Origin of the sequence: [Ruminococcus] lactaris ATCC 29176, from assembly GCF_025152405.1 — a bacterium.
Taxonomy (GTDB): Bacteria; Bacillota; Clostridia; order Lachnospirales; family Lachnospiraceae; genus Mediterraneibacter; species Mediterraneibacter lactaris.
This window is the reverse complement of the sequence record NZ_CP102292.1, coordinates 865,453-886,398: the sequence shown is the minus strand read 5'-3', so window position 1 is coordinate 886,398 and position 20,946 is coordinate 865,453. Positions and strand designations below refer to the sequence as shown.

Annotated in this window: 19 protein-coding genes; all 19 read right to left on the bottom strand. The window is 44.8% G+C overall.

Going from position 1 to position 20,946, the window contains the following annotated elements:
* Nucleotides 1–6 precede the first annotated feature (6 nt).
* Nucleotides 7–672: a nucleotide exchange factor GrpE gene (gene grpE, locus NQ541_RS04085; RefSeq protein WP_005613092.1), complete on the bottom strand. Its 666-nt coding sequence runs from the start codon at nucleotides 670–672 to the stop codon at nucleotides 7–9.
* Nucleotides 673–699: 27 nt separating this feature from the next.
* A complete protein-coding gene (hrcA, locus tag NQ541_RS04080; protein ID WP_005613093.1) occupies nucleotides 700–1,749 on the bottom strand; it encodes a heat-inducible transcriptional repressor HrcA in 1,050 nt (349 codons plus the stop codon).
* Nucleotides 1,750–2,631: 882 nt separating this feature from the next.
* Nucleotides 2,632–3,804: a radical SAM family heme chaperone HemW gene (gene hemW / locus NQ541_RS04075; protein WP_005610267.1), complete on the bottom strand. Its 1,173-nt coding sequence runs from the start codon at nucleotides 3,802–3,804 to the stop codon at nucleotides 2,632–2,634.
* A 32-nt stretch (nucleotides 3,805–3,836) separates the two neighbouring features.
* Nucleotides 3,837–5,651: a translation elongation factor 4 gene (gene lepA, locus NQ541_RS04070; protein WP_005610266.1), complete on the bottom strand. Its 1,815-nt coding sequence runs from the start codon at nucleotides 5,649–5,651 to the stop codon at nucleotides 3,837–3,839.
* A 107-nt stretch (nucleotides 5,652–5,758) separates the two neighbouring features.
* Nucleotides 5,759–6,745: a DNA polymerase III subunit delta gene (holA, locus tag NQ541_RS04065; protein WP_005610264.1), complete on the bottom strand. Its 987-nt coding sequence runs from the start codon at nucleotides 6,743–6,745 to the stop codon at nucleotides 5,759–5,761.
* Between the two features lie 64 nt (nucleotides 6,746–6,809).
* A complete protein-coding gene (locus NQ541_RS04060) occupies nucleotides 6,810–9,092 on the bottom strand; it encodes a DNA internalization-related competence protein ComEC/Rec2 (RefSeq protein WP_167528447.1) in 2,283 nt (760 codons plus the stop codon).
* Nucleotides 9,093–9,109: 17 nt separating this feature from the next.
* Nucleotides 9,110–10,042 (bottom strand): GerMN domain-containing protein, encoded by a 933-nt coding sequence (locus NQ541_RS04055; protein WP_005610262.1) that lies wholly within the window; start codon nucleotides 10,040–10,042, stop codon nucleotides 9,110–9,112.
* 10 nt (nucleotides 10,043–10,052) lie between these two features.
* Nucleotides 10,053–11,528, bottom strand: a complete 1,476-nt coding sequence (locus NQ541_RS04050) for a sensor histidine kinase (RefSeq protein ID WP_005610261.1) — start codon at nucleotides 11,526–11,528, stop codon at nucleotides 10,053–10,055.
* The gene (locus NQ541_RS04045) at nucleotides 11,485–12,174 is read right to left on the bottom strand and encodes a response regulator transcription factor (RefSeq protein WP_005610260.1); all 690 of its coding nucleotides are present in this window, start codon (nucleotides 12,172–12,174) and stop codon (nucleotides 11,485–11,487) included. The genes NQ541_RS04050 and NQ541_RS04045 overlap by 44 nt, the downstream gene beginning before the upstream one ends.
* Before the next feature lie 25 nt (nucleotides 12,175–12,199).
* Nucleotides 12,200–12,877, bottom strand: a complete 678-nt coding sequence (locus NQ541_RS04040) for a ComEA family DNA-binding protein (RefSeq protein WP_005610259.1) — start codon at nucleotides 12,875–12,877, stop codon at nucleotides 12,200–12,202.
* Nucleotides 12,878–13,041: 164 nt separating this feature from the next.
* Entirely contained in the window at nucleotides 13,042–13,482 is a 441-nt protein-coding gene (locus NQ541_RS04035; RefSeq protein WP_005610258.1) for a DMT family transporter, read from the bottom strand.
* 124 nt (nucleotides 13,483–13,606) lie between these two features.
* A complete protein-coding gene (locus tag NQ541_RS04030; protein WP_005610257.1) occupies nucleotides 13,607–14,788 on the bottom strand; it encodes an aspartate aminotransferase family protein in 1,182 nt (393 codons plus the stop codon).
* A complete protein-coding gene (gene argB / locus NQ541_RS04025) occupies nucleotides 14,775–15,677 on the bottom strand; it encodes an acetylglutamate kinase (protein ID WP_005610256.1) in 903 nt (300 codons plus the stop codon). Before argB ends, NQ541_RS04030 begins: the two co-directional genes overlap by 14 nt.
* A gap of 15 nt (nucleotides 15,678–15,692) precedes the next feature.
* Complete coding sequence (argJ, locus tag NQ541_RS04020; protein WP_023922227.1) at nucleotides 15,693–16,916, bottom strand: bifunctional glutamate N-acetyltransferase/amino-acid acetyltransferase ArgJ; 1,224 nt, start codon at nucleotides 16,914–16,916, stop codon at nucleotides 15,693–15,695.
* Nucleotides 16,917–16,964: 48 nt separating this feature from the next.
* The gene (locus tag NQ541_RS04015; RefSeq protein ID WP_005610254.1) at nucleotides 16,965–17,411 is read right to left on the bottom strand and encodes a GNAT family N-acetyltransferase; all 447 of its coding nucleotides are present in this window, start codon (nucleotides 17,409–17,411) and stop codon (nucleotides 16,965–16,967) included.
* A gap of 21 nt (nucleotides 17,412–17,432) precedes the next feature.
* The gene (argC, locus tag NQ541_RS04010) at nucleotides 17,433–18,473 is read right to left on the bottom strand and encodes an N-acetyl-gamma-glutamyl-phosphate reductase (protein WP_005610253.1); all 1,041 of its coding nucleotides are present in this window, start codon (nucleotides 18,471–18,473) and stop codon (nucleotides 17,433–17,435) included.
* 308 nt (nucleotides 18,474–18,781) lie between these two features.
* Nucleotides 18,782–20,032, bottom strand: a complete 1,251-nt coding sequence (locus NQ541_RS04005) for a glutamate-5-semialdehyde dehydrogenase (protein ID WP_044940418.1) — start codon at nucleotides 20,030–20,032, stop codon at nucleotides 18,782–18,784.
* A 40-nt stretch (nucleotides 20,033–20,072) separates the two neighbouring features.
* Entirely contained in the window at nucleotides 20,073–20,285 is a 213-nt protein-coding gene (locus tag NQ541_RS04000) for a FeoA family protein (protein ID WP_005610250.1), read from the bottom strand.
* 117 nt (nucleotides 20,286–20,402) lie between these two features.
* Nucleotides 20,403–20,927, bottom strand: coding sequence for a GNAT family N-acetyltransferase (locus NQ541_RS03995; RefSeq protein ID WP_005610249.1), 525 nt, complete (start codon nucleotides 20,925–20,927; stop codon nucleotides 20,403–20,405).
* Between the last annotated feature and the right edge of the window lie 19 nt (nucleotides 20,928–20,946).

Below are 20,946 nucleotides of genomic sequence, written 5' to 3'. Positions count from 1 at the left end.
CTCAAATTAATTTGCTACCTTTACCATACTGTGCCTTACAACACTCTCACGGTACATGTAGCCTTTCTGAAATTCTTCAGCAACAACATTTTCGCCGAATTCTTCATCCTCCACATGCATGACTGCATTGTGGAAATCAGGATTAAACTCCTGACCAACAGCTTTGATCGGTTTCACTCCAAGTGAATCCAGTGTCGTCATAAGCTGCTTGTAGATCTTCTCCATTCCTTCTGCGAACGGAGAACCTTTTTCCTCTTCCGGTATGGAATCTAATCCACGTTCAAAATTGTCAACGACCGGAAGAATTTTTTCTATGATATCTTTCGCACCGATCTCATACATCTGGGACTTTTCCTTTTCTGATCTCTTGCGGAAGTTATCAAACTCTGCCATCTGACGAGTGATACGATCATTTAACTCTTCGATCTTCTCGTCTTTTTTGTCCTTCTTATTTTTCTTTCCGAAGAACTTTTTTTTCTCACCGGATTTTTCTTCTCCCTGATCCTCTTCAGATCCGGTTTCTTCTCCGGCTTCTGCTGTATCTTCGGCATCTTCCTTTGCTTCTGCTTCAGCAGCTTCCTCTGCCTCTGCCGTTGTAGCATTGGTTTCTTCTGCTTCAGCTTTTGCTTTCGCCTCTTCTACAGCCTCTTTCACCATATCTTCTTTGCTCATGTTCTCTGTCACCAGCTTTCTACCTTTCTATCCTTTTGGTTCTTTATTATAAATCGCATCCAACTCACTTTGCAGGGTCTTCAGCGTCTTCATGACATGTTCATAATCCATTCTTTTCGGACCGATAATTCCAATCGTTCCCTTCATGCCTTCTCCAAGTTCATATGTGGCTGTTACCACGCTGCAGTCTTTCATCGTCTTCACCGGAGCTTCATCTCCGATATAAACCTGAATCCCGTGATTTTCCTCACTGGCAAGCGTCTCTGTGACCAGATCTGCCAACTGCTGCTTTTCTTCAAAAGCACTGATGATCTCCTGTGCACTCTGCTTATCACTCAACTCCGGATACTTGAAAATATTTGTCGCACCACTTGTATAGATCTCCATATCATTATCTACATGAATAATCTCGGCAACTGCATCCAGAACGTGTCCGATCACTTCACTGTGGATTCCTGCCTGCTCTTTTAACCTGGCGATCAGTCCCAATGTGATCTGATCGATCGACAGTCCGTTCAGTGTTGTATTCAGAAGCATATTCAGCTTCAACAGGTTCTCATTACTTAAGGTTTCGCCTACTTCAATAATTTTATTCTTAATTACATTTCCACCGAGTACGATCACCGCTACGATCTGCTCTTCATCCACCTGGGAAAGCTGAATGAACTTCAAAGTATTGCGACTGTTGACCGGAGTCGAAACCATCGTTGCATAATTGGTATTGGAGGCAAGAACTTTTGCTGCCTGCTGCAATACTTTTTCTACTTTGTCAGTCTTCTCAAGAAGAGCATCCTCACGTTCACTGATCTCCTGTTCTTTTTTCTCCATCAGCAGATCCACATAGAACCGATAGCCTTTATCCGACGGTATCCTTCCTGCAGAAGTATGTGGCTGGAAAATATATCCAAGATCCTCAAGATCCGCCATCTCATTGCGAATCGTAGCTGAACTGAGCTTCAGGTCAGTGTACTTTGAAAGAGTTCTTGAACCAACCGGTTCACCGGTCTCCAGATAATTCTGAATGATAGCTTTTAATATAGTAAGTTTTCTTTCTGTCAATGCTTCATCCATTGCCATCACTCTTCCTCCCGTTCTCTGACTCTCTTTCTTTCGGCTTATTAGCACTCCCTGCTTTTGAGTGCTAACACCTTACAGGTAATAAGATAGCACCTCATTTTCCGTTTGTCAACAGTGATTCTTAAAAATTTGTATTTGTTGGGGTGAAAATATCGCGACAGCAGGAAGTGTTTCTGACAGAAATGCGTCCATATCCACACTTGTTGTTGCATCGCAGTGCAGGACCCGCTTTACCTCAGCCCGTTGACAACTTGTAACAGGAACGTGGAAACATTCGTGCAGAGGCACTCCTGTTTACGTTCCTTAACAAGTTGGGCAAAGTGTCTTCGGAACGCTCCCTGTCAATGCACTGCTCACGCAACAACAAGTGTGGATATTGGGCGTTTCAAGTCAGAAAGCTTTCCTCGCATCAGGATATTTTCTTTCAACAAATACGAAATTTCAATAAGAAATAAAGAGCCGGAAGGCTATCAACTAAGATAAATGATTAGTCAAATAGTAAATACAATATCTACTGTCTAATATTTACGATCGAATATCTTAGTCAATAGCCATCCGGCTTTTTCTATCCTTTTGAAATTTGTATTGTTGAGTGACTACGCTGTGGAGTCAGAAAAAAACTTCTTGCTGTGACTACCAGCGGAAAGCAGGGTGTTCCTGAGCAGGTGCATTAGCAGGAGCGTTCCGAAGACACTTTGCAGCGTTTGTTAGAGAAAGTAAATCGAGTGCCTTTGCACGAAGATTTCCACTTTCGAGTTACAAACGGTCAACGGGCTGAGGTAAAGCGGGCCTGCACCGCGAAGGAATATCCTGCTTTCCGCGTCCGCTCTGCCATATAGAAGTTTTCTGCTTTCCAAGCGTATCACCCCAACAAATACAAATTTATTCTCCCAGCAAAAACTCCGCCAGCACGTAATTACTTACATCCATCCCTCTGCGAGACAGAAAAATGCGATCTCCCTTACATTCTAATAAATGTTCTGCCTGGAAGTGTTCTATGACAGTTCCATATACTTCACTGATCGGTTTCTGAAAGGTTCGCTCAAATTTTTCTTTTGAAATTCCATTCACTTTCCGTAAGCCCAGATACATAAATTCTTCCATCTGAGACTCTTCTGACAAAAGTTCTTCCTCTGTTTCAATGGGTTGTTTTTCATGGATTGCTTCTATATAAGTCTTTCTGTTCCTTATATGTGAAAACCTTCTGTTTCTGAGAAGAGAGGATGCACCTGCACCAATCCCAAGATACTCCACTCTGTCCCAGTACCCCAGGTTATGCCTGCATTCCTGTCCTGTTCTTGCATAATTTGAAATTTCATAACGTTCCATTCCCGCCTTTGCAAGCCGTTCTATTGTCCATTCCCCCATCCGATATTCTTCTTCCTCCGACGGGAGTTTCCATTCACCGGAATCAAACTTTCCTTCCTGATACCAATGATAAAATCTTGTTCCCTCTTCCAGGATCAGACTGTATGCCGATATATGCTCCGGTTCAAGAGCGATCACTTTTTCCAGCGTATCTTCCCATGACTCCATCGTCTGTCCCGGAAGTTCCGACATCAGATCAATATTCCGGTTCTCAAATCCTGCCTTTTCTGTAAAGTTCCACGTAGCAAGGAAATCTTCATACGTGTGTATTCTTCCCAGTCTTTGCAGTTCTTCATTCCGGGCTGACTGTAACCCAAGACTTAGACGGTTCACACCTGCTGCTTTATACTGCTTCAGCTTTTCCAGGTTCACTGTACCAGGATTCACTTCCATCGTGATCTCAGCATCTTTCTGAATTGTAAAACTATCATACAGACTTTGAAAAAGCTCTTCTGCCTGCCTTTCTGACAGAAGGGATGGTGTTCCTCCTCCGAGAAAGACAGTCTTCACCTCATAAGAGTGAAGACTGTCTTTATAACCGCGTATTTCCTGTATCATTGCCTGCACATATGCTTCCTGCTCTTCTCTGCTTCCTGCTGCTGAGAAAAAATCACAGTAGTTGCATTTTTTTACACAGAAAGGAATGTGAAGATACAGTTCCAAATCTCTTTTTTTCATATTATTCATAAATTCATATAAACTTCAGATCAATACTTTTTTTAGTTATCGTCCAGCTTCAGGACACTCATAAATGCACTCTGCGGAATCTCAACATTTCCTACCTGACGCATTCTCTTTTTACCTTCCTTCTGCTTCTCCAGAAGTTTCTTCTTACGGGAAATATCACCGCCGTAGCACTTGGCAAGAACATCCTTTCTCATTGCTTTTACTGTCTCACGTGCTATGATCTTACTTCCGACTGCTGCCTGGATCGGGATCTCAAAGAGCTGACGTGGGATTTCTTCTTTCAGCTTCTCGCACATCTTTCTTCCACGTTCATAAGCACTTCCCTCAAAAACAATAAAGGAAAGTGCATCCACTTCTTCTTTATTGATCAGGATATCCAGTTTCACAAGTTCTGAACGCTCATATCCCAGCATTTCATAATCAAAGGATGCATAACCTCTGGAACGCGATTTCAATGCATCAAAGAAATCATAAATAATCTCATTTAATGGCAGATGATAGGTCAGCACAGCTCTTGTCTCTTCGATATATTCCATGCCCTGATAAACTCCGCGACGTTCCTGACAAAGATCCATGATGGCTCCGATATATTCAGATGTTACCATGATCTCCGCTTTTACCATCGGTTCTTCCATATATTCAATTTCTGACAGATCAGGCATATTGGTCGGATTTGTCAGGTCAATAACTTCCCCGTTTGTCTTATGGATCTTATAAATAACACTCGGTGCAGTTGTTACAAGATCCAGATTATATTCTCTCTCAAGACGCTCCTGAATGATCTCCAGATGAAGCAGTCCTAAAAATCCACAACGGAATCCAAATCCCAATGCAACAGAAGTTTCTGCCTCAAACTGCAATGCTGCATCATTGAGCTGCAGCTTTTCAAGTGCATCTCTCAGATCCGGGTATTTAGCTCCATCTGCAGGATACAGTCCACAATAAACCATAGGATTTACTTTTTTATATCCCGGCAATGGTTCAGCACATGGCCGCTCTGCATTCGTGATCGTATCTCCCACACGGGTATCTTTTACATTTTTCAGACTTGCCGTAATATATCCGACCATTCCTGCTTCCAGTTCATCGCATGGAATGAACTGTCCCGCACCAAATGTTCCGACTTCCACAACCTCAGCTCTCGCCCCGGTCGCCATCATCAGCATCGGAGTTTCCTTTCTGACCGTTCCCTCTTTGATCCTGCAGAAGACAATGACTCCTTTATAAGAATCATATTTAGAATCAAAGATCAGTGCCTGCAGTGGTGCATCCGGATCTCCTACCGGTGACGGAATCTTTTTCACAATCTGCTCCAGGACTTCATGCACGTTCAGTCCTGTCTTCGCTGAGATCAACGGTGCATCTTCCGCATCAATTCCAATGACATCCTCAATCTCTTCTTTTACACGCTCCGGCTCTGCACTTGGCAGATCAATCTTGTTGATGACCGGCATCACATCCAGATCATGATCCAGTGCCAGATATACATTTGCCAGCGTCTGAGCCTCAACCCCCTGTGCCGCATCGACTACCAGGATTGCTCCGTCACAGGCCGCCAGACTTCGCGAAACTTCATAATTAAAATCCACATGTCCCGGTGTATCAATCAAATTGAAAAGATACTCCTCTCCGTCGTCTGCCCGGTAAACTGTACGCACTGCCTGTGCCTTGATCGTGATTCCACGCTCCCTCTCAAGATCCATATTATCCAGCACCTGTGACTGCATCTCACGGCTTGTGAGCAGTCCCGTCATCTCAATGATACGGTCTGCCAGTGTGGATTTTCCATGATCGATATGTGCAATGATACAAAAGTTCCTTATATGATTCTGATCAATCGTTGACAATGTTCGCCCTCCATCTTATCTCTGTCTCTTTTATTTCTTTCTGGTTATTCCCTGTTCTGCTTACACGTTATCACGCCGTTCCGGCTACACCTCATTCTGCTCCGCTCTTATCTCTTTTCTGACTGCTTCACTATAAAAAGCTCCACCGCCAGATTTTCACTTAAAGTTCCGGTCTTCACAGCCTGTTCCAGTCCGGCACCTTCTTCCATACTCTGCCTGAGCTGTCCCATCCTGAACCGCTTACACTGTACCATACTTTTCCCGACTACAAACGGATGCAGTCCGGCTTTGGATGCAATTTCTTTTTTCCCATACCCCTGATTCATCAATGCTTTTACAAAATAAAGGCTTCGGTACTGCCTCGTCAGCATATACAAAATCCGCATCGGCGGTTCTTTCAGTGCGATCAGCTCATAATAAAGATCCAGTGCCTTTCTCTGATTCCCCGCCGCTACCGCATCCACCATATCAAAAATATGGTTGGAAAGCTGCGTTACACACACTGCATCAATCTCTTCCCTGGTAAGTGTAGCTTTGTCAATCCCATAGCATATGACTTTCTCCAGCTCTCTCTGGATATTTTCCATATCCGTTCCGACTTTTCCAAGGAAATAAGAGATGGTCGCTCCGGACATTTCTTTTCCTTCTCTGCGTAAGATCTGCCCGATCCACCTTTTCAGGACCTCTTCATCCTGCATGGTCAGTGCGGCTGCGTATCCTTTTGTATTCACAGCCTTATAAAGCTTATTCCGCTTGTCGACTTCCTCTTCTACAAAAATAAAATAGGTTGTCTCCGGCATCTCTTTGATATAATCTGCCAGTTCTGCTCCTGCCGCAGTCTTGAAAAATCCGGTATTTTCAAATACGATGAGCCTTTTTTCCGCAAAAAAAGGCATCGTCTCAGCCAGATCAATCACCTCTTTGACCGGAATATTCTTTCCCTCATAATGGGCATAATTCATCGTATCGCCCTCCGGGATCATCGCCTTGATAAACCGCTTTTTATATTGCTTCTTCAGGTATCCCTCTTCACCATATAAAAGATATACCTGCTCAAATTTTCCACTCTTAAAATCTTCATTCAACTTTTTCATAGCTCTTCTATTATATAAGATAAACAGACAGTTTGACAAGGGATATCACGCAAGATATTTTTCCTCAGTCACTGCCACCGCCACCACATTTTCTGCTGAAAAACAGTTTCTTTCCATCACTTTGGATCGTGACAGCTCCACACTGCTGTGTTGAATAAACCTGACAGTTTCTGCTTTTTAACCGTTCCAGCGTTTCTTCATGTGGATGACCATAACGGTTTCCCCGTCCTGCTGAAATTAAAACAATCTGCGGCTCAACTGCATCAAGGAACTCTTCTGTACCTGAATTTTTTGAACCGTGATGTGCTGCTTTCAGTATCCTGCATTTTCCGAGTCTTCCACTTTTGACCAGTTGTTTCTCCCCTGCTCCTTCCACATCTCCGGTCAGAAGCATTGAAAAGTTTCCATATTCTGCCTGCAGTACCATGGATGCAGCATTTCCGCTTTCGGAAAGTACCATTTCCGGGCCGATGCATCGAAGGCTCATCTTCTGTTCTCCTGTTCCGTCCACGACCTGCTCTCCGGCATGTATCTCTGCGATCCTTGTTCCATTTTCTGCCGCCAGCACAGCAAGCTCTTTTAATTTCTCATCCCAGTATTTTTCTGCCGGAAGTACTAACGTCCTGATTCCGATCCCAAGCTTCTGATCTTGCAGCAGTTCACGGATTCCGCTGATATGATCCTCATCTCCATGACTCACAAATGCATAATCAATGTTTCTGATTCCACAATAAAGGAGATATGGCTCGATCCGGTATGCTCCGACGGAACTGACATCACTGCTTCCACCATCTATCAGACAGTTCTTTCCTCCCGGCATCCGGATACAGATTCCATCTCCCTGCCCCACATCCAGTACTGTCACTGTGACCTGCCCCTGCACCTGATGCATCAGCCAGCAGCTTCCTGGCAGCAGTACACTAAGACACACCAGCAGGATTCCCGGCACCCCCACCCATCTTTCTCTCGATTTTGTTTTTCTTTGTTCCTTTTCTGTTCTTCGTTCTTTCAGCCGGTAAAACCAGATGCAGATCAATAGTATCAGCCCATAGTAAAGCACAAGCAGATACAGTGGCGGTTTTCCTGTAACCCACCGGCTGACAGGCAGCCGGGCAGCCAGTTCTCCGATTCTGTCATAGATCCACAGAATTGCTTTGCAGAGATTCAGACATCCACCACCTGCCCGTTCTGAAAACCGGAGGATTCCCAACCCCAAAAGCCCTGCTCCCATGGCAACCGGCAGGAGCGGGATTACCACCAGATTGAGAATGACCGAGTATACCGGAATCTCATAATAGAACCAGAGTACCGGTCCCATCAGTACCGTATTCACTGCAAAACTTGCTGAAAGTCCTTTCAGGAAAACCGGCTTCTTTTCCCGCTCCTTCTTTTCCTTCTCCGCTTTTTCCCCCGCATACACCGGTTCTATCAGAATTATCCCCAAAATTGCACCAAAAGAAAGTAAAAATCCCGCATCTGTCAGATACAACGGCTGTCTCAGGCAGATCCATACTGCGGCTGCTGCCAGTCCGGTCAGTGCATCGTATTCTCTTCCAGTTATTTCTGCTCCCATTCGCATTGCAAACATAATCCATGCCCTCTGACTTGCAATTCCATTCCCTGTCATCCCGGTATACAATAACAGGAAACTACTGCCCGCCATCCCCGCAGTGAAAAAGGAAGTACCGGCTTTTCGCAGAAAGGAATAGAGTCCCATTCCGATCAATGACATATGCAGGCCAGAAATCGCAAGAAGATGTCCCATTCCATTTTTCTGATACAGTTTCCGCATCTCCTCATCCAGCCCGCTCTTTTCTCCCAGTAAAATGGCACTCATCGTCCCGCCATAATAAGATCCCATCTTTGTCTGAAGCTGTCCTGAAAGTTTTTTTCTCCACTTCCACATTTCATTTTTTATCCGGTCATACAGCAAAGATTTTTCCGATTGTTTCTCCAGCGTATCCGCCCTGACCTTTACATGAATACCCTGCTTTCTGTAATACTCTTTCTGATCAAAATTACCGGGATTGCGTGCTGCATCAAAAGATTCCTTTTCCCCTTCCGCGATCACTTTATCTCCTATATTCAGTTGTTCTTTTAGCTGATCCGGTCTGATACAGACCACTAATTTCGATTCTTTCAGAATGGTTCCGGCGTATCTCACCTGATTTTTTCTGAGACAGACTGCCGTTATCTTTTCTTTTTCCCTGACCCACTCCACTGTACCACTGACGGAAACCTCTGTTCCGTCAGGAATTTCTTCTGCCAGGGTCATCTGCTGGTCTTTCGTATCTGCCAGCAGGCAGACACGAGCCAGTTGAACGGCCAGTACAAACAGACATGCCATTACTAATTTTCTTTTGATCATTCGTCGTCATTTACTGCGACCCAGTCCATATCTTTTTCCAAAGGCTGCGAAAGATCGATCTTTTCCATATAGACAGCCTTTGTCTCTCCATTGATCGTGATCTGTACCTGCGTGGCTTCTGTTCCCGCTATGATGGAGTCCACCAGAGAATAGATCGTGATCTCAGGCAGTACATCATACACACTCGTCAGAAAGGTACTGTCAAAGTTTACATAACATACATGATCCTTGATCGTAACACTCAGCAGATTCGTATCGGGATTGATCGTCGGGTACGCCCCGTTCCCCGTCGGACCCTGCATGAGCTTCTCCACGATCAGCTTTTCTTTTGGGACATTACTACTGTAACGGACATCCATCTTTTGCTCGACCAGCTTATCCCCTTTTTTATTTGCAAAATACAAAGTCAGCGTTCCACTTTGATAGGAGCTTAAAGAAGATCCGGTATTCTCTACAAAATCATCCTCATTCATCAGACCGATCACCGCTCCGTCTGCATTTTTCAACGGTTCGCCGTCTACAGAAAGACTGACTGCATTCACTCCGTCCAGTCTCAGAAGCGACTGGACGATTGCTGCACGCATCAGCTTTTCTTCCAGTGGTTTTACCGATCTGTATTCGCTATTGAAATCAACATCCAGGATACTTCCCCTGAGTTTGCAGTCCTGTACTTTGATCTTTTTGGAAATAGCCGGTGTATACCGGGTCTCGTCGGCCGGCTTCTGCATTTCCCTCAAAATGTCTTTCGCCTCTTCGACTACATCCTCCCCCTGAACCTCATAACTGACTTTCACCAGTCCGGTCTTGTCCGGATTCAGACAGTAGATATAATCATCCCCGTCCCTGACATTCGTTCTGCTTGAGCAGGCTGCCAGCAGCAGGATCATGAAGACACTCAGAATAAGAGCTTTTTTCTTTTTCCTTTTCATATATGCCCTCCTATGATGCCGCATAGATCAGAGGAATCCGCACTGTAAATGTTGTTCCCTCTCCCTCTGCACTGTACACCTTGATCGAGCCACGATGCACGATCACTGCATTTCTTGCGATTGCCAGACCCAGACCTGTTCCTCCGATTTCTCTTGAATGGGATTTATCCACGCGATAAAACCGTTCAAAAATATAAGCCTGATCTTCTTCCGGTATTCCGATCCCTGAATCTTCTACTTTTATATAAAAGAACTTATGGTCCGCATTCAGTGAGACATGCACCCAGCCATTGTCACGATTATATTTGATCGCATTTTCTACTAAATTGGAAATCGCAAGTGAGAATTTTGTCTCGTCAATCTCAGCCGTAACAGGGCGGAAACTCTCCATTACAATCTCAACATTCTTCTGCTGGGCGATCGGTCTGAGCCGTTTCAGGATCTGCTCTAACAGATTATTGATATTCATGGACTCAATATTCAGTGTCTGCCCTTTCTTGTCCATCTTTACAAGAGATAACAGATCTGTAATGATCTTATTCTCACGGTCGATTTCTTTTGCTATATCTCCCATGAACTCCTGATACATCTCTACCGGAACATTTTCCTGCTCCAGCAGAGAATCTGCCAGGACTTTCATTGAAGTCATCGGTGTCTTCAGCTCATGAGATACATTCGATACAAACTCTTCTCTTGAATCATCCAGAAGCTTCAGCCGTCCCATCATCTTATTGATCGACTCACTGATATTTTTCGTCTCTGTATAAGTATCTACATGGAGGATATCGTCACTGTACCCTGCACTGACATTCTCAATCGCTGAAGTAATCTTCCGCAATGGTCTTACTACCCTGTCTGCAAATATAACCGCAACAATCGCAAGCAGGATCATACATAATCCGATGATCAGTCCTCCCTGGGTATACAGGATATGAATAGAGTCCTCGATGCTGTCTGTAGATACACTCGCCACCATCACACCGATCGTATGTCTGCTTCCGATTTCTGTCACCGGTGCAGTCACTTCAATATAATGATTCTTTTTGTCGTAACTGTTCGTGCTTTCTCCCTTCATGCACCGGATCACATTTTCCGATACATCCATCCTGCCCTCATCCAGTCCGTAAGTATCTTTCACTACATTGAGATCTTCGTCAATCACCATAACCCGTCCGTTATAGATGTTTGTCAACTGGATCAGATCCGAATTGATCACTTCTGAAGATGTATCAGAAAAATAGTGATTCGTACTCATCTGATTCGTCACAATCGTACACTGGTTCTGGATCTCTGCTGTACGGAGGGCAACTGCACGGGTCTCATAAACCTTCACAATTCCCAGTAATGCTGCACTGCCGGGAATCAGTCCGGCAAGCATCACAACCAGGAATACCCGGAATCTCAGATTTTTAAAAATATTATCTTTTAGTCTGACCGTAAATTTACCCCTGGAAATAATAACCCACTCCCCACTTCGTATGTACATATTTCGGTTCACTTGGATTCATCTCGATCTTTTCTCTCAGGCGACGGATATGCACATCAACCGTTCTTGCATCTCCCGGATAATCATATCCCCAGATAAGATTCAGAAGATTTTCCCTGCTGTAGACCTTGTTCGGATTCATCGCCAGCAGCTCAAGTACATCAAATTCTTTCGCTGTCAGATTGATCTCTTTCTCCCCGATAAAGACTCTGCGTCCCTCGCAGTCGATCTTCATATTGCCTTTGACAAGCATCGGACTCTGAGCCGGTTCTTCTTTTCTTTTGGCGGTTCTCCGCATGATCGCCTTGATCCTTGCCTTCACCTCCAGAATATTGAACGGCTTCGTGATATAATCATCTGCTCCATATTCAAGTCCCAGGATCTTGTCCATATCTTCACTCTTTGCAGTCAGCATAACCACCGGCATATCAGAAAACTCCCGGATCTGCTGGCATACCTGAAATCCATCCAGTTTCGGAAGCATCACATCCAGCAGAACCAGATCATACTCACACTTCTTTGCGTACTCCAGTGCCTCTTCCCCGTCATATGCACAATCTACTTCCATACCTTCCTGTTCCAGGCTGAAACAGATTCCTTTCACGATCAATTTTTCATCATCTACAACTAAAATCTTCTTGCTCATATTCTTCTTTCCCGTCTTTTTGCTGCTATATTGTAATATCTTCTTTTATTTTATTAAATACTCCCTCTTTGATTCCCTCAATCTGCATCACGTCTTCAATGGAACGAAATGCACCATGCTCTTCCCGGTAACGCAGAATCTTTTCTGCTTTCGCTTCTCCGATACCGGGCAAAGTCATGAGTTCCTCTTTTCCGGCTGTATTAATATTTATCTTTCCCCTGGTATCCGCTGTTCCCGCGTTACTTTCCAACCCCTGATCCTGCAAAGAATAAGACTCTGCCTCATCCTGCTTTGGAACATAAATCCGCTCTCCGTCTGCCAGTACCCTTGCCTGGTTCAGCACTTCCGGTGCCGCCTCCTGGTTCACACCTCCGGCAAGTTCTATCGCTTCATATAATCTTGCGTCCTCTTTCAGTTCGTAAACTCCCGGAGCATTGACTGCCCCGCATACATAGACCCAGATCTTCTTCTCTGCACTTTTTTTACTCCCTGTATCCGTATCTCCTTCTGTCTGACCAGGCTTCTCCTGATCCTCACTTTTTCCCGAATCTTTCTGCGATACCTCCGGTTCCTGAGATACTTTTTCTGTCACTTCCTGCAGACCGTCCTCCTCTGACACACTGCATCCTGACACTGATAACACTGATAACAGTATCACGATCAGGCTCCATCCCCTGATCCATCTTTTCCATCCGTTCTTCATATCTGCCTCACATCCTTCTGACTGTGAGCCACCCCTTGTATGCCGGATAAAAATATTGTAACGAATTTCTGTCAGAATTACAATAGAAAATTTAAGGCTTTGTTACAGATGTATTACATTTGTTACCGATCGTAAGATCTGACAAAAGCATTTTCCTGTTTTCCTTATTTTGTACCGGAAAGCTGAAAGATCATAATTCCTGCCACCGCCAGAAGAAGTCCTCCTGCCTTTTTCCACGAGAATGGCTCCTGATCCATTCCGAAAAGTCCGAAGAGCTGGATCAGATAAGAAACCGCAAGCTGTGCAATCACAATCAATAACGCAGAACGTGCGGGTCCAAGGGCAGAAACGCTCTGAATGACTGTCCATGTGATCCCTGCCCCGATCACTCCTCCCAACAACATATAATGCGGTCTGACCTCCCATAAAGTTGAGACTGATTCCCGTCCCGTTGCCAACCAGACCACCACGCACAGTGCAAAAGCAGACAACTGTACCCAGCCGTTACTCACCCAGATCCCCGTTGATTTGGTCACCTGCGTATTAAAAATGCCCTGCACACTCATCAACGCACCTGATAAAAGTGCAATTAGAAAACCGGCCATCTTCCCATACCTCCTTTTGTATCCTTTTTGGCAAGATACTAAATAGTATGTACGACAGCCGGTTTCTTATTCGCCCTTTTCACTTCCGGGCAGATTCATTTCGGTTTCTTTTTTCTGTTTTCTTCTAAGCCAATGCCCGCTTCAGCTTTTCGATCATTTCATCAATATGCTTTTCTTCCACGATCAGTGGTGGAACAAAACGGATCACATTTCCCTGTGCCTGGATGATCAGGATTCCTTCCTCGATCGCCCTCTTATTCACTTCTGCAAGTGGCTTCGTCACTACAATTCCCTGCATCAGACCTTTGCCTTTACGCTCTGTCACGCAATCCAGTTCCTCTACCAGTTCGTCGAGTCTCTTTGTCAGATATGGTGCTACTGCATTAACATGATCCACGATATGATCCCGTTCAAAAATCTTGATCACAGTTTTGACAGCGGTACATGCCAGCGGATTTCCACCGTAAGTTGCACCGTGGTCACCCGGCTGAAGTGAATATTTTGCAACTTCTTCCGTCATTGCAAAGGCTCCTACCGGGATTCCGTTTCCGATTGCTTTTGCCATGGTCAGGATATCTGGTTTCACTCCAAATCCCTGCCATGCAAACATAGAACCTGTTCTTCCCATACCACACTGTACTTCGTCACAGATCATCAGGATTCCATTCTCATCACAGATCTTACGGATTCCCTCCATGAACTCCTGCGTGGCAAGGTTGATTCCACCTTCTCCCTGAAGCGGCTCTAAAATGATTGCACAGGTCTTATCGCTCACCAGTGCCTTTACACTGTCAAGATCATTGAACGTAGCAAATTTCACTCCGGGAACTACCGGTTCAAACGGTTCTCTGTAGGAATCGTGTCCTGTCACTGATACAGCACCGAAGCTTCTTCCATGGAAAGAATTGTTCATTGCAATAAATTCATAGCGTCCGGTCTTTTTTGTATAGGCATATCTTCTTGCAGCTTTTAATGCACCTTCATTTGCCTCTCCGCCACTGTTGGTAAAGAAAACTCTGTCCATTCCTGAAATACGGTTCAGTTCCTGTGCAGCTTCTCCGCAGCTTTCATGATAATAAAGATTGGATGTATGATATAACTTGTCAATCTGATCTTTTAATGCCTGATTCAGTTCTTTATTGTCATATCCGAGACCTGACACTGCAAATCCTGCTGCAAAATCCAGATATTCTTTTCCTTCTGTATCATAAAGATACATTCCTTCACCATGATCCAATGCAATCGGGAAACGATTGTATACATGGATCAGATTTTCTTCTGCTGCCTGTATCTTACTGTTCACCATTGTAATACCTACTTTCTTTCCTGCTCAAAATTGCTGTACCGATTCCCTTATTGGTAAAGATCTCCAGGAGGAGACAATGTGGGATTCTTCCGTCAATGATATGTACCCTTGATACTCCGCTTTCAATGGCATCGATACAGTTCTGCAGCTTCGGAAGCATGCCTCCTCCGATATATCCATCTCCGATCAGATGCTTTGCCTCTTCGACTTCCAGCTCTGAGATCAGTGTAGACGGATCTTTCGGATCTTTGTAAACGCCCTCAATGTCTGTCAGGAATGCTAGTTTCTCTACCTGCATCGCACGTGCAATGGCACATGCCGCATCATCTGCATTGATATTGTAGGTATTATAATCATCATCCATTCCGATTGGGCAGATGATCGGAAGAAAATCCTTTTCCAGAAGATCATAAAGGATCTGAGCATTGACCTGCTTGACATCTCCGACAAATCCGATATCTTCTCCATTGGAAAGCTTCTTTTCTACTTTCAGGAGTTCTCCGTCTTTTCCACTGATCCCGATTGCCCGCACACCTAAGCTCTCTACAAGCTGGACAAGGCTTTTGTTGACACGTCCCAGTACCATCTCAGCGATCTCCATGGTCTCTTCGTCTGTTACACGCAGTCCATTGATAAACTGCGGTTCCTTTCCGACTTTTCCGACCCACTTACTGATCTCTTTTCCTCCGCCATGCACAATGATCGGTTTGAATCCACAAAGCTTCAGAAGTGTCACATCTTCGATCACATGACGTTTCAGTTCTTCGTCTACCATGGCACTTCCACCATATTTCACAACAATGATCTTACGGTTAAAACGTTGGATATAGGGCAGTGCCTCAATCAGGACTTCTGCTTTCTCAAGATATTTCTGCATATTATCGTTCATTTTTTCAAATTCTCCTTAACTTCTGTAATCTGCATTAATGTCGATGTATCCATGAGTCAGGTCACATCCCCAGGCTGTTGCTTCTGCTTCCCCTGCCTTCAGATCAGCCGTTGCTGTTACCTTTTCCTGTGAAAGGATCTCTGTTGCTTTTTCCTCACTGTAGTCCACGGCTGTTCCGTCTTTGATGATCTGCAGTTTTCCGGCTGTACTCTCGAAATACAGATCTACCTTTTCCGGATCGAACTTTGCACCCGAATATCCCATTGCACATAAAATTCTTCCCCAGTTGGCATCATGTCCCGCGATCGCTGCTTTTGTCAGATTGGAGCAGACAACCGACTTTGCGAGAGTCTTGGCCTGCTCTTTCGTCTTCGCACCGACCACTTTTACTTCAAATAATGCCGTAGCACCTTCTCCGTCTCCTGCCATCATCTTTGCCAGTGTCTCATTGACATAATGAAGAGCCTCCTGGAATACCTCAAATTCCGGTGTTCCTTTTTTGATCTTCTTATTTCCTGCCATTCCGTTTGCCAGCAGAAGAGCCGTATCATTCGTGGATGTATCTCCGTCTACCGAGATCATATTATAAGTTTCTTCCACATCATTGCTCATGGCTTTCTGCAGAGCTTTTCTTGAAATAACTGCATCCGTTGTAATAAATGCAAGCATGGTACACATATTCGGATGGATCATTCCTGATCCCTTTGCCATTCCGCCGATCGTTACCGTCTTATCTCCGATCTGGAACTGCACAGCAACCTCTTTCTTCTTTGTATCCGTCGTCATGATCGCTTTTGCTGCTTCTGTTCCGCTCTCAATGCCAGCCTTTTTCACTTTTGCAAGCTCTGAGATACCTGCTTTGATCCTGTCGATCGGAAGCTGCATTCCGATCACACCGGTAGATCCGACCAGCACGCCCGCTTCTTCGATTCCGAGTACCTTTGCCGCCTCTTTTGCTGTCTCCTGGCAGTACATCATTCCCTCTACACCGGTACATGCATTGGCAATCCCTGAGTTAATGATCACTGCCTGTGATTTCTGCTTATTCTCCACGATCTGCCTGTCCCATCTGACCGGTGCAGCTTTCACTACATTCGTCGTAAATGTTCCCGCAACCTTGCATGGCTTTTCACTGTAGATCAGTGCCATGTCCGTACGTCCCTGATATTTGATCTGTGCTGCCACTGCCGCTGCCTCAAATCCTTTTGCAGCCGTCACTCCGCCTTTGATTATCTCCATCGTATCCGCTTCCTTTCTCCTCACTGCCACCTGACCGACAGACTTTTCTCACTGCTCATTAAATGCAGTTATATTTGCCTCATTCAATGTAAAATCATAATAATTCAGATCCAAACGCTCTGTCCATCCGATCGTATTCCAAAACGCATTTCCTATATCATTCTGGGTAAATGCGATCAGGGATACTTTATTGATCTTCTCGTCCTGCAATGCTTTCATGGCATATACGACCATGTCTTTTCCGATCCCATGTCTCCGGTATGCCTCATCCACACAGACATGATACAGACAGCCTCTTCTTCCATCATGTCCGCACAGGATACTTCCAACCACCTTTCCATCTTCAACGGCAACCACACTGGTCGTCGGATTTCTCTTCAGGAAACGCTCTACACCTTCTCTTGAATCATCAATACTGCGGATTCCGAATCCTTTGATCTTTTTCCACAGTGCATACACTCCGTCATAATCATCAATCGTCATTACACGTATCATCTATATACCACCTTTATCGCTTTACGGGAACATCGGAACTAATTCCAGTCCTTCATCCTCCGGAAGACCGAACAGAAGATTCATATTCTGTACTGCCTGTCCTGCCGCACCTTTCACCAGATTGTCGATCGCCCCCATCATAATGATGCGGTTCGTTCTCGGATCGATCTTAAATCCGATATCTACATAGTTGCTGCCCTCTACCCATTTCGTCTCCGGGCATACATCCCGATCCAGCACTCTGACAAATTTTTCTTTTGCATAGTACTGATCATAAACTGCCTTTACTTCTTCATATGTAACTTTCTTTTTCAGTGTTGCATACTCTGTCGCAAGGATTCCTCTGTTCATCGGCACAAGATGTGGTGTAAAGTTCAAGACCACTTTCTCACCGGATGCATAGCCAAGCTGTTCCTCGATTTCCGGTGTATGCCGGTGCGTTGCAACACCGTACGCTTTGATATTCTCATTCACTTCACAATAGAGATTCGGAAGCTTTGCACCTCTTCCTGCTCCTGAAGTTCCGGACTTCGCATCTATGATCAAAGTACTCATATCAATCAGACCTTCTTTTGCAAGCGGATAAGCTGTCAGGATCGAGCAGGTTGTATAACATCCCGGATTTGCAACAATCCTTGCGGATTTTACCAGATCCCTGTTGATCTCACAAAGTCCGTAAACTGCCTCATCAATATACTGCGGTGCTTTATGTTCGATCTTATACCACTCTTCATATACATTGACATCTTTCAGGCGGAAGTCTGCACTCAGATCAATGATCTTCGTCTTGGACAGGATCTCCTCGTTGACCAGCGATGCACAAAGTCCCTGCGGCGTTGCCGTAAAGATCACATCTACCTGATCTGCCAGCTCTTCCATATTGTCATCCATGCACTTTGCATCCACGATCTGGAACATATTCCTGTATACATCTGCATACTTCTGGTCTACATAGCTTCTGGAACCATACCATTTAATTTCTGCATCTTTATGTCCCATTAATATACGAACAAGCTCCCCGCCTGCATATCCGGTCGCTCCGATAATTCCGACTTTAATCATAATTCTTCTCAAGTCCTTTCATTTTTACTATGCTATGGTAACGTACTGCCATATGCCATATCATTTTATGATATACCACCTTTTATAGGAAGTAAAGTATTTCCATTAAAAAAACTGTCTCTAAAAATTTGCCTCTCCTTTTCAGTCCATTCTCTGCTTTCATCTGGCATATCATGCGGTTTACTTGCATAATAATACATCTTTTATGCATATTATGCAAGTAGTATTTCAAAATAAGGGTGGACAGGCTTCTGGCACACCACTTTAATGTGTCTGCCTTTTCCTGTCTCACCCTTATATTTTTTCTGCTATTTTCTTATCTGTCCATTCCCAAAAATAATATATTTGGTTGTTGTCAGTGCATTCAGTCCCATCGGACCTCTTGCATGAAGTTTCTGCGTACTGATTCCGATCTCTGCCCCGAATCCAAATTCAAAGCCATCCGTAAATCTTGTGGACGCATTCACATAAACTGCTGCCGCATCGATCTCATCCTGAAACTGCAATGCATTTGCATAATCTTTGGTAATGATCGATTCTGAATGTCCTGTATTATAACGGTTGATATGATCGATCGCCTCCCGGAGCGAATCCACTGTCTTAACTGAGATCACTGCATCCAGGTACTCTGTTCCCCAGTCTTCTTCTGAAGCCGGAATGATCTCTTTGCTCACTGTACAGGCTCTCTCGTCTCCACGTATCTCTACATTATGTGCTTTCAGCTTCTTCACGATCTCCGGCATTGCCTTTGAAAGAATACCGGAATGGATCACCAGTGACTCACAGGCATTGCACACACCCATTCTCTGCGTCTTGGCATTCTCGATGATCTCGGCTGCCATCCTGATATCCGCAGATTCATCTACATAAATATGGCAGTTTCCGGTTCCCGTCTCAATGACCGGCACGGTGCTGTTCGCAACTACGTTTGCGATCAGCCCTGCCCCGCCTCTTGGGATCAGAACATCAATCCAGCCATGCATCTTCATCATCTCATTGACAACTTTCCTGTCCGTATCCTCAACCAGAATGATCAGATCCTGGTTGAGCTTTTCTTTTCTGAGACCGTCCTTCACTGCATGGACGATCGCCTGATTGGAATAGATTGCATCACTGCCGCCTCTGAGGATCACTGAATTTCCGGTCTTGAAGCAAAGTCCAAATGCATCAGCCGTCACATTCGGTCTGGACTCATAAATGATCCCGACCACTCCCAGCGGCACTCTTTTCTGTCCGATCCTGAGACCGTTCGGTCTCGTCTTCATCGAGAGAACCTCTCCCACCGGATCATCCAGTGCTGCGATCTGCCTGAGACCTTCCGCCATATCTGCGATCCGCCGTTCTGAAAGCTCCAGTCGGTCGATCAGCGACTGCTTCACGCCCTTTTTCTTCGCTGCTTCAATATCCTTTGCATTCGCATCCAGGATCAGTTGCTGCTCTGCTACCAGCTCATCTGCTACTGCAAGCAGTCCCCGGTTCTTATCCGCTGTGCCAAGCTTCGCAGCACTTCTTGATGCATCTTTGGAACGCTTTGCCAGCATCTGCATATAACTTTCCATCATTCCGTCTCCTTTCAGTTTCTGATTGAAACCTATTTTATCATACCTGGATCCGGTCTGCAATCTCATTTCCCAGTACAAATCTCGTATCCTGTACTGCAATGATCACTCCGTCTGTCATCTTCTGGATTACCTGCACATCACATCCTTCTTCTACATGATGACTGTGCAGGAACTCCAAAACTTCCGGAAGTCCGAACATCCACTTGATCGTATAGTTCTCCCCTGCTTTTGCATCTGATAACGCCTGCATAACAATCCCTCCTTTTTTTCATTTTAGAAAAGATCCGCAGGGTTAGTCAATCGCAATCTTTGTTGCCATTTTGCAACGGAAGTTGCCTTTCTGCAACCAATCTCAATTTCAGATATTTTACAGTTCTTTCATCCAGATATCCCGCAAAAATCCACCATATTTTTCTTTTGTCAGTATTTTTTTGTATCCCTGTCTTTTCACATTCTCCCTGCTGAATTTATTTTCCGGATGAACCGTACAGAGAAGATAACGATAACCCTCTTTGTGAAGCTTTCGCTCCGCAGTCTGCATCATTTCATATTGTAAATGCATTCCTCTGTATTCAGGAAGTACCACAACCGTATCCATAATGGCACACTCATACAACTGCCTGCCCTGCATACCGATATCGTACCCCAGATTTTCTTCTTCCATCCCCGGCAGGACAACAAAAAACATTCCAGCCAGTTGTCCGCTGCTGCAATCCTTTGCCACATACAGCCATCCCTGATCTTTCCTCATCCACCGGTCAAATTCTTCCAGGCTTTCTGCCACAAACCAGCTTTTTTCTTTCATCTTTTCTTCCGTACTCTGTACCAGTCGGACCGCTTCTTCCAGCGATTCTCTGCCCGCCCGGAAGATTTTTATTTCTTTCTTTTCCATCCCCTGCTCTTCTTAGCTC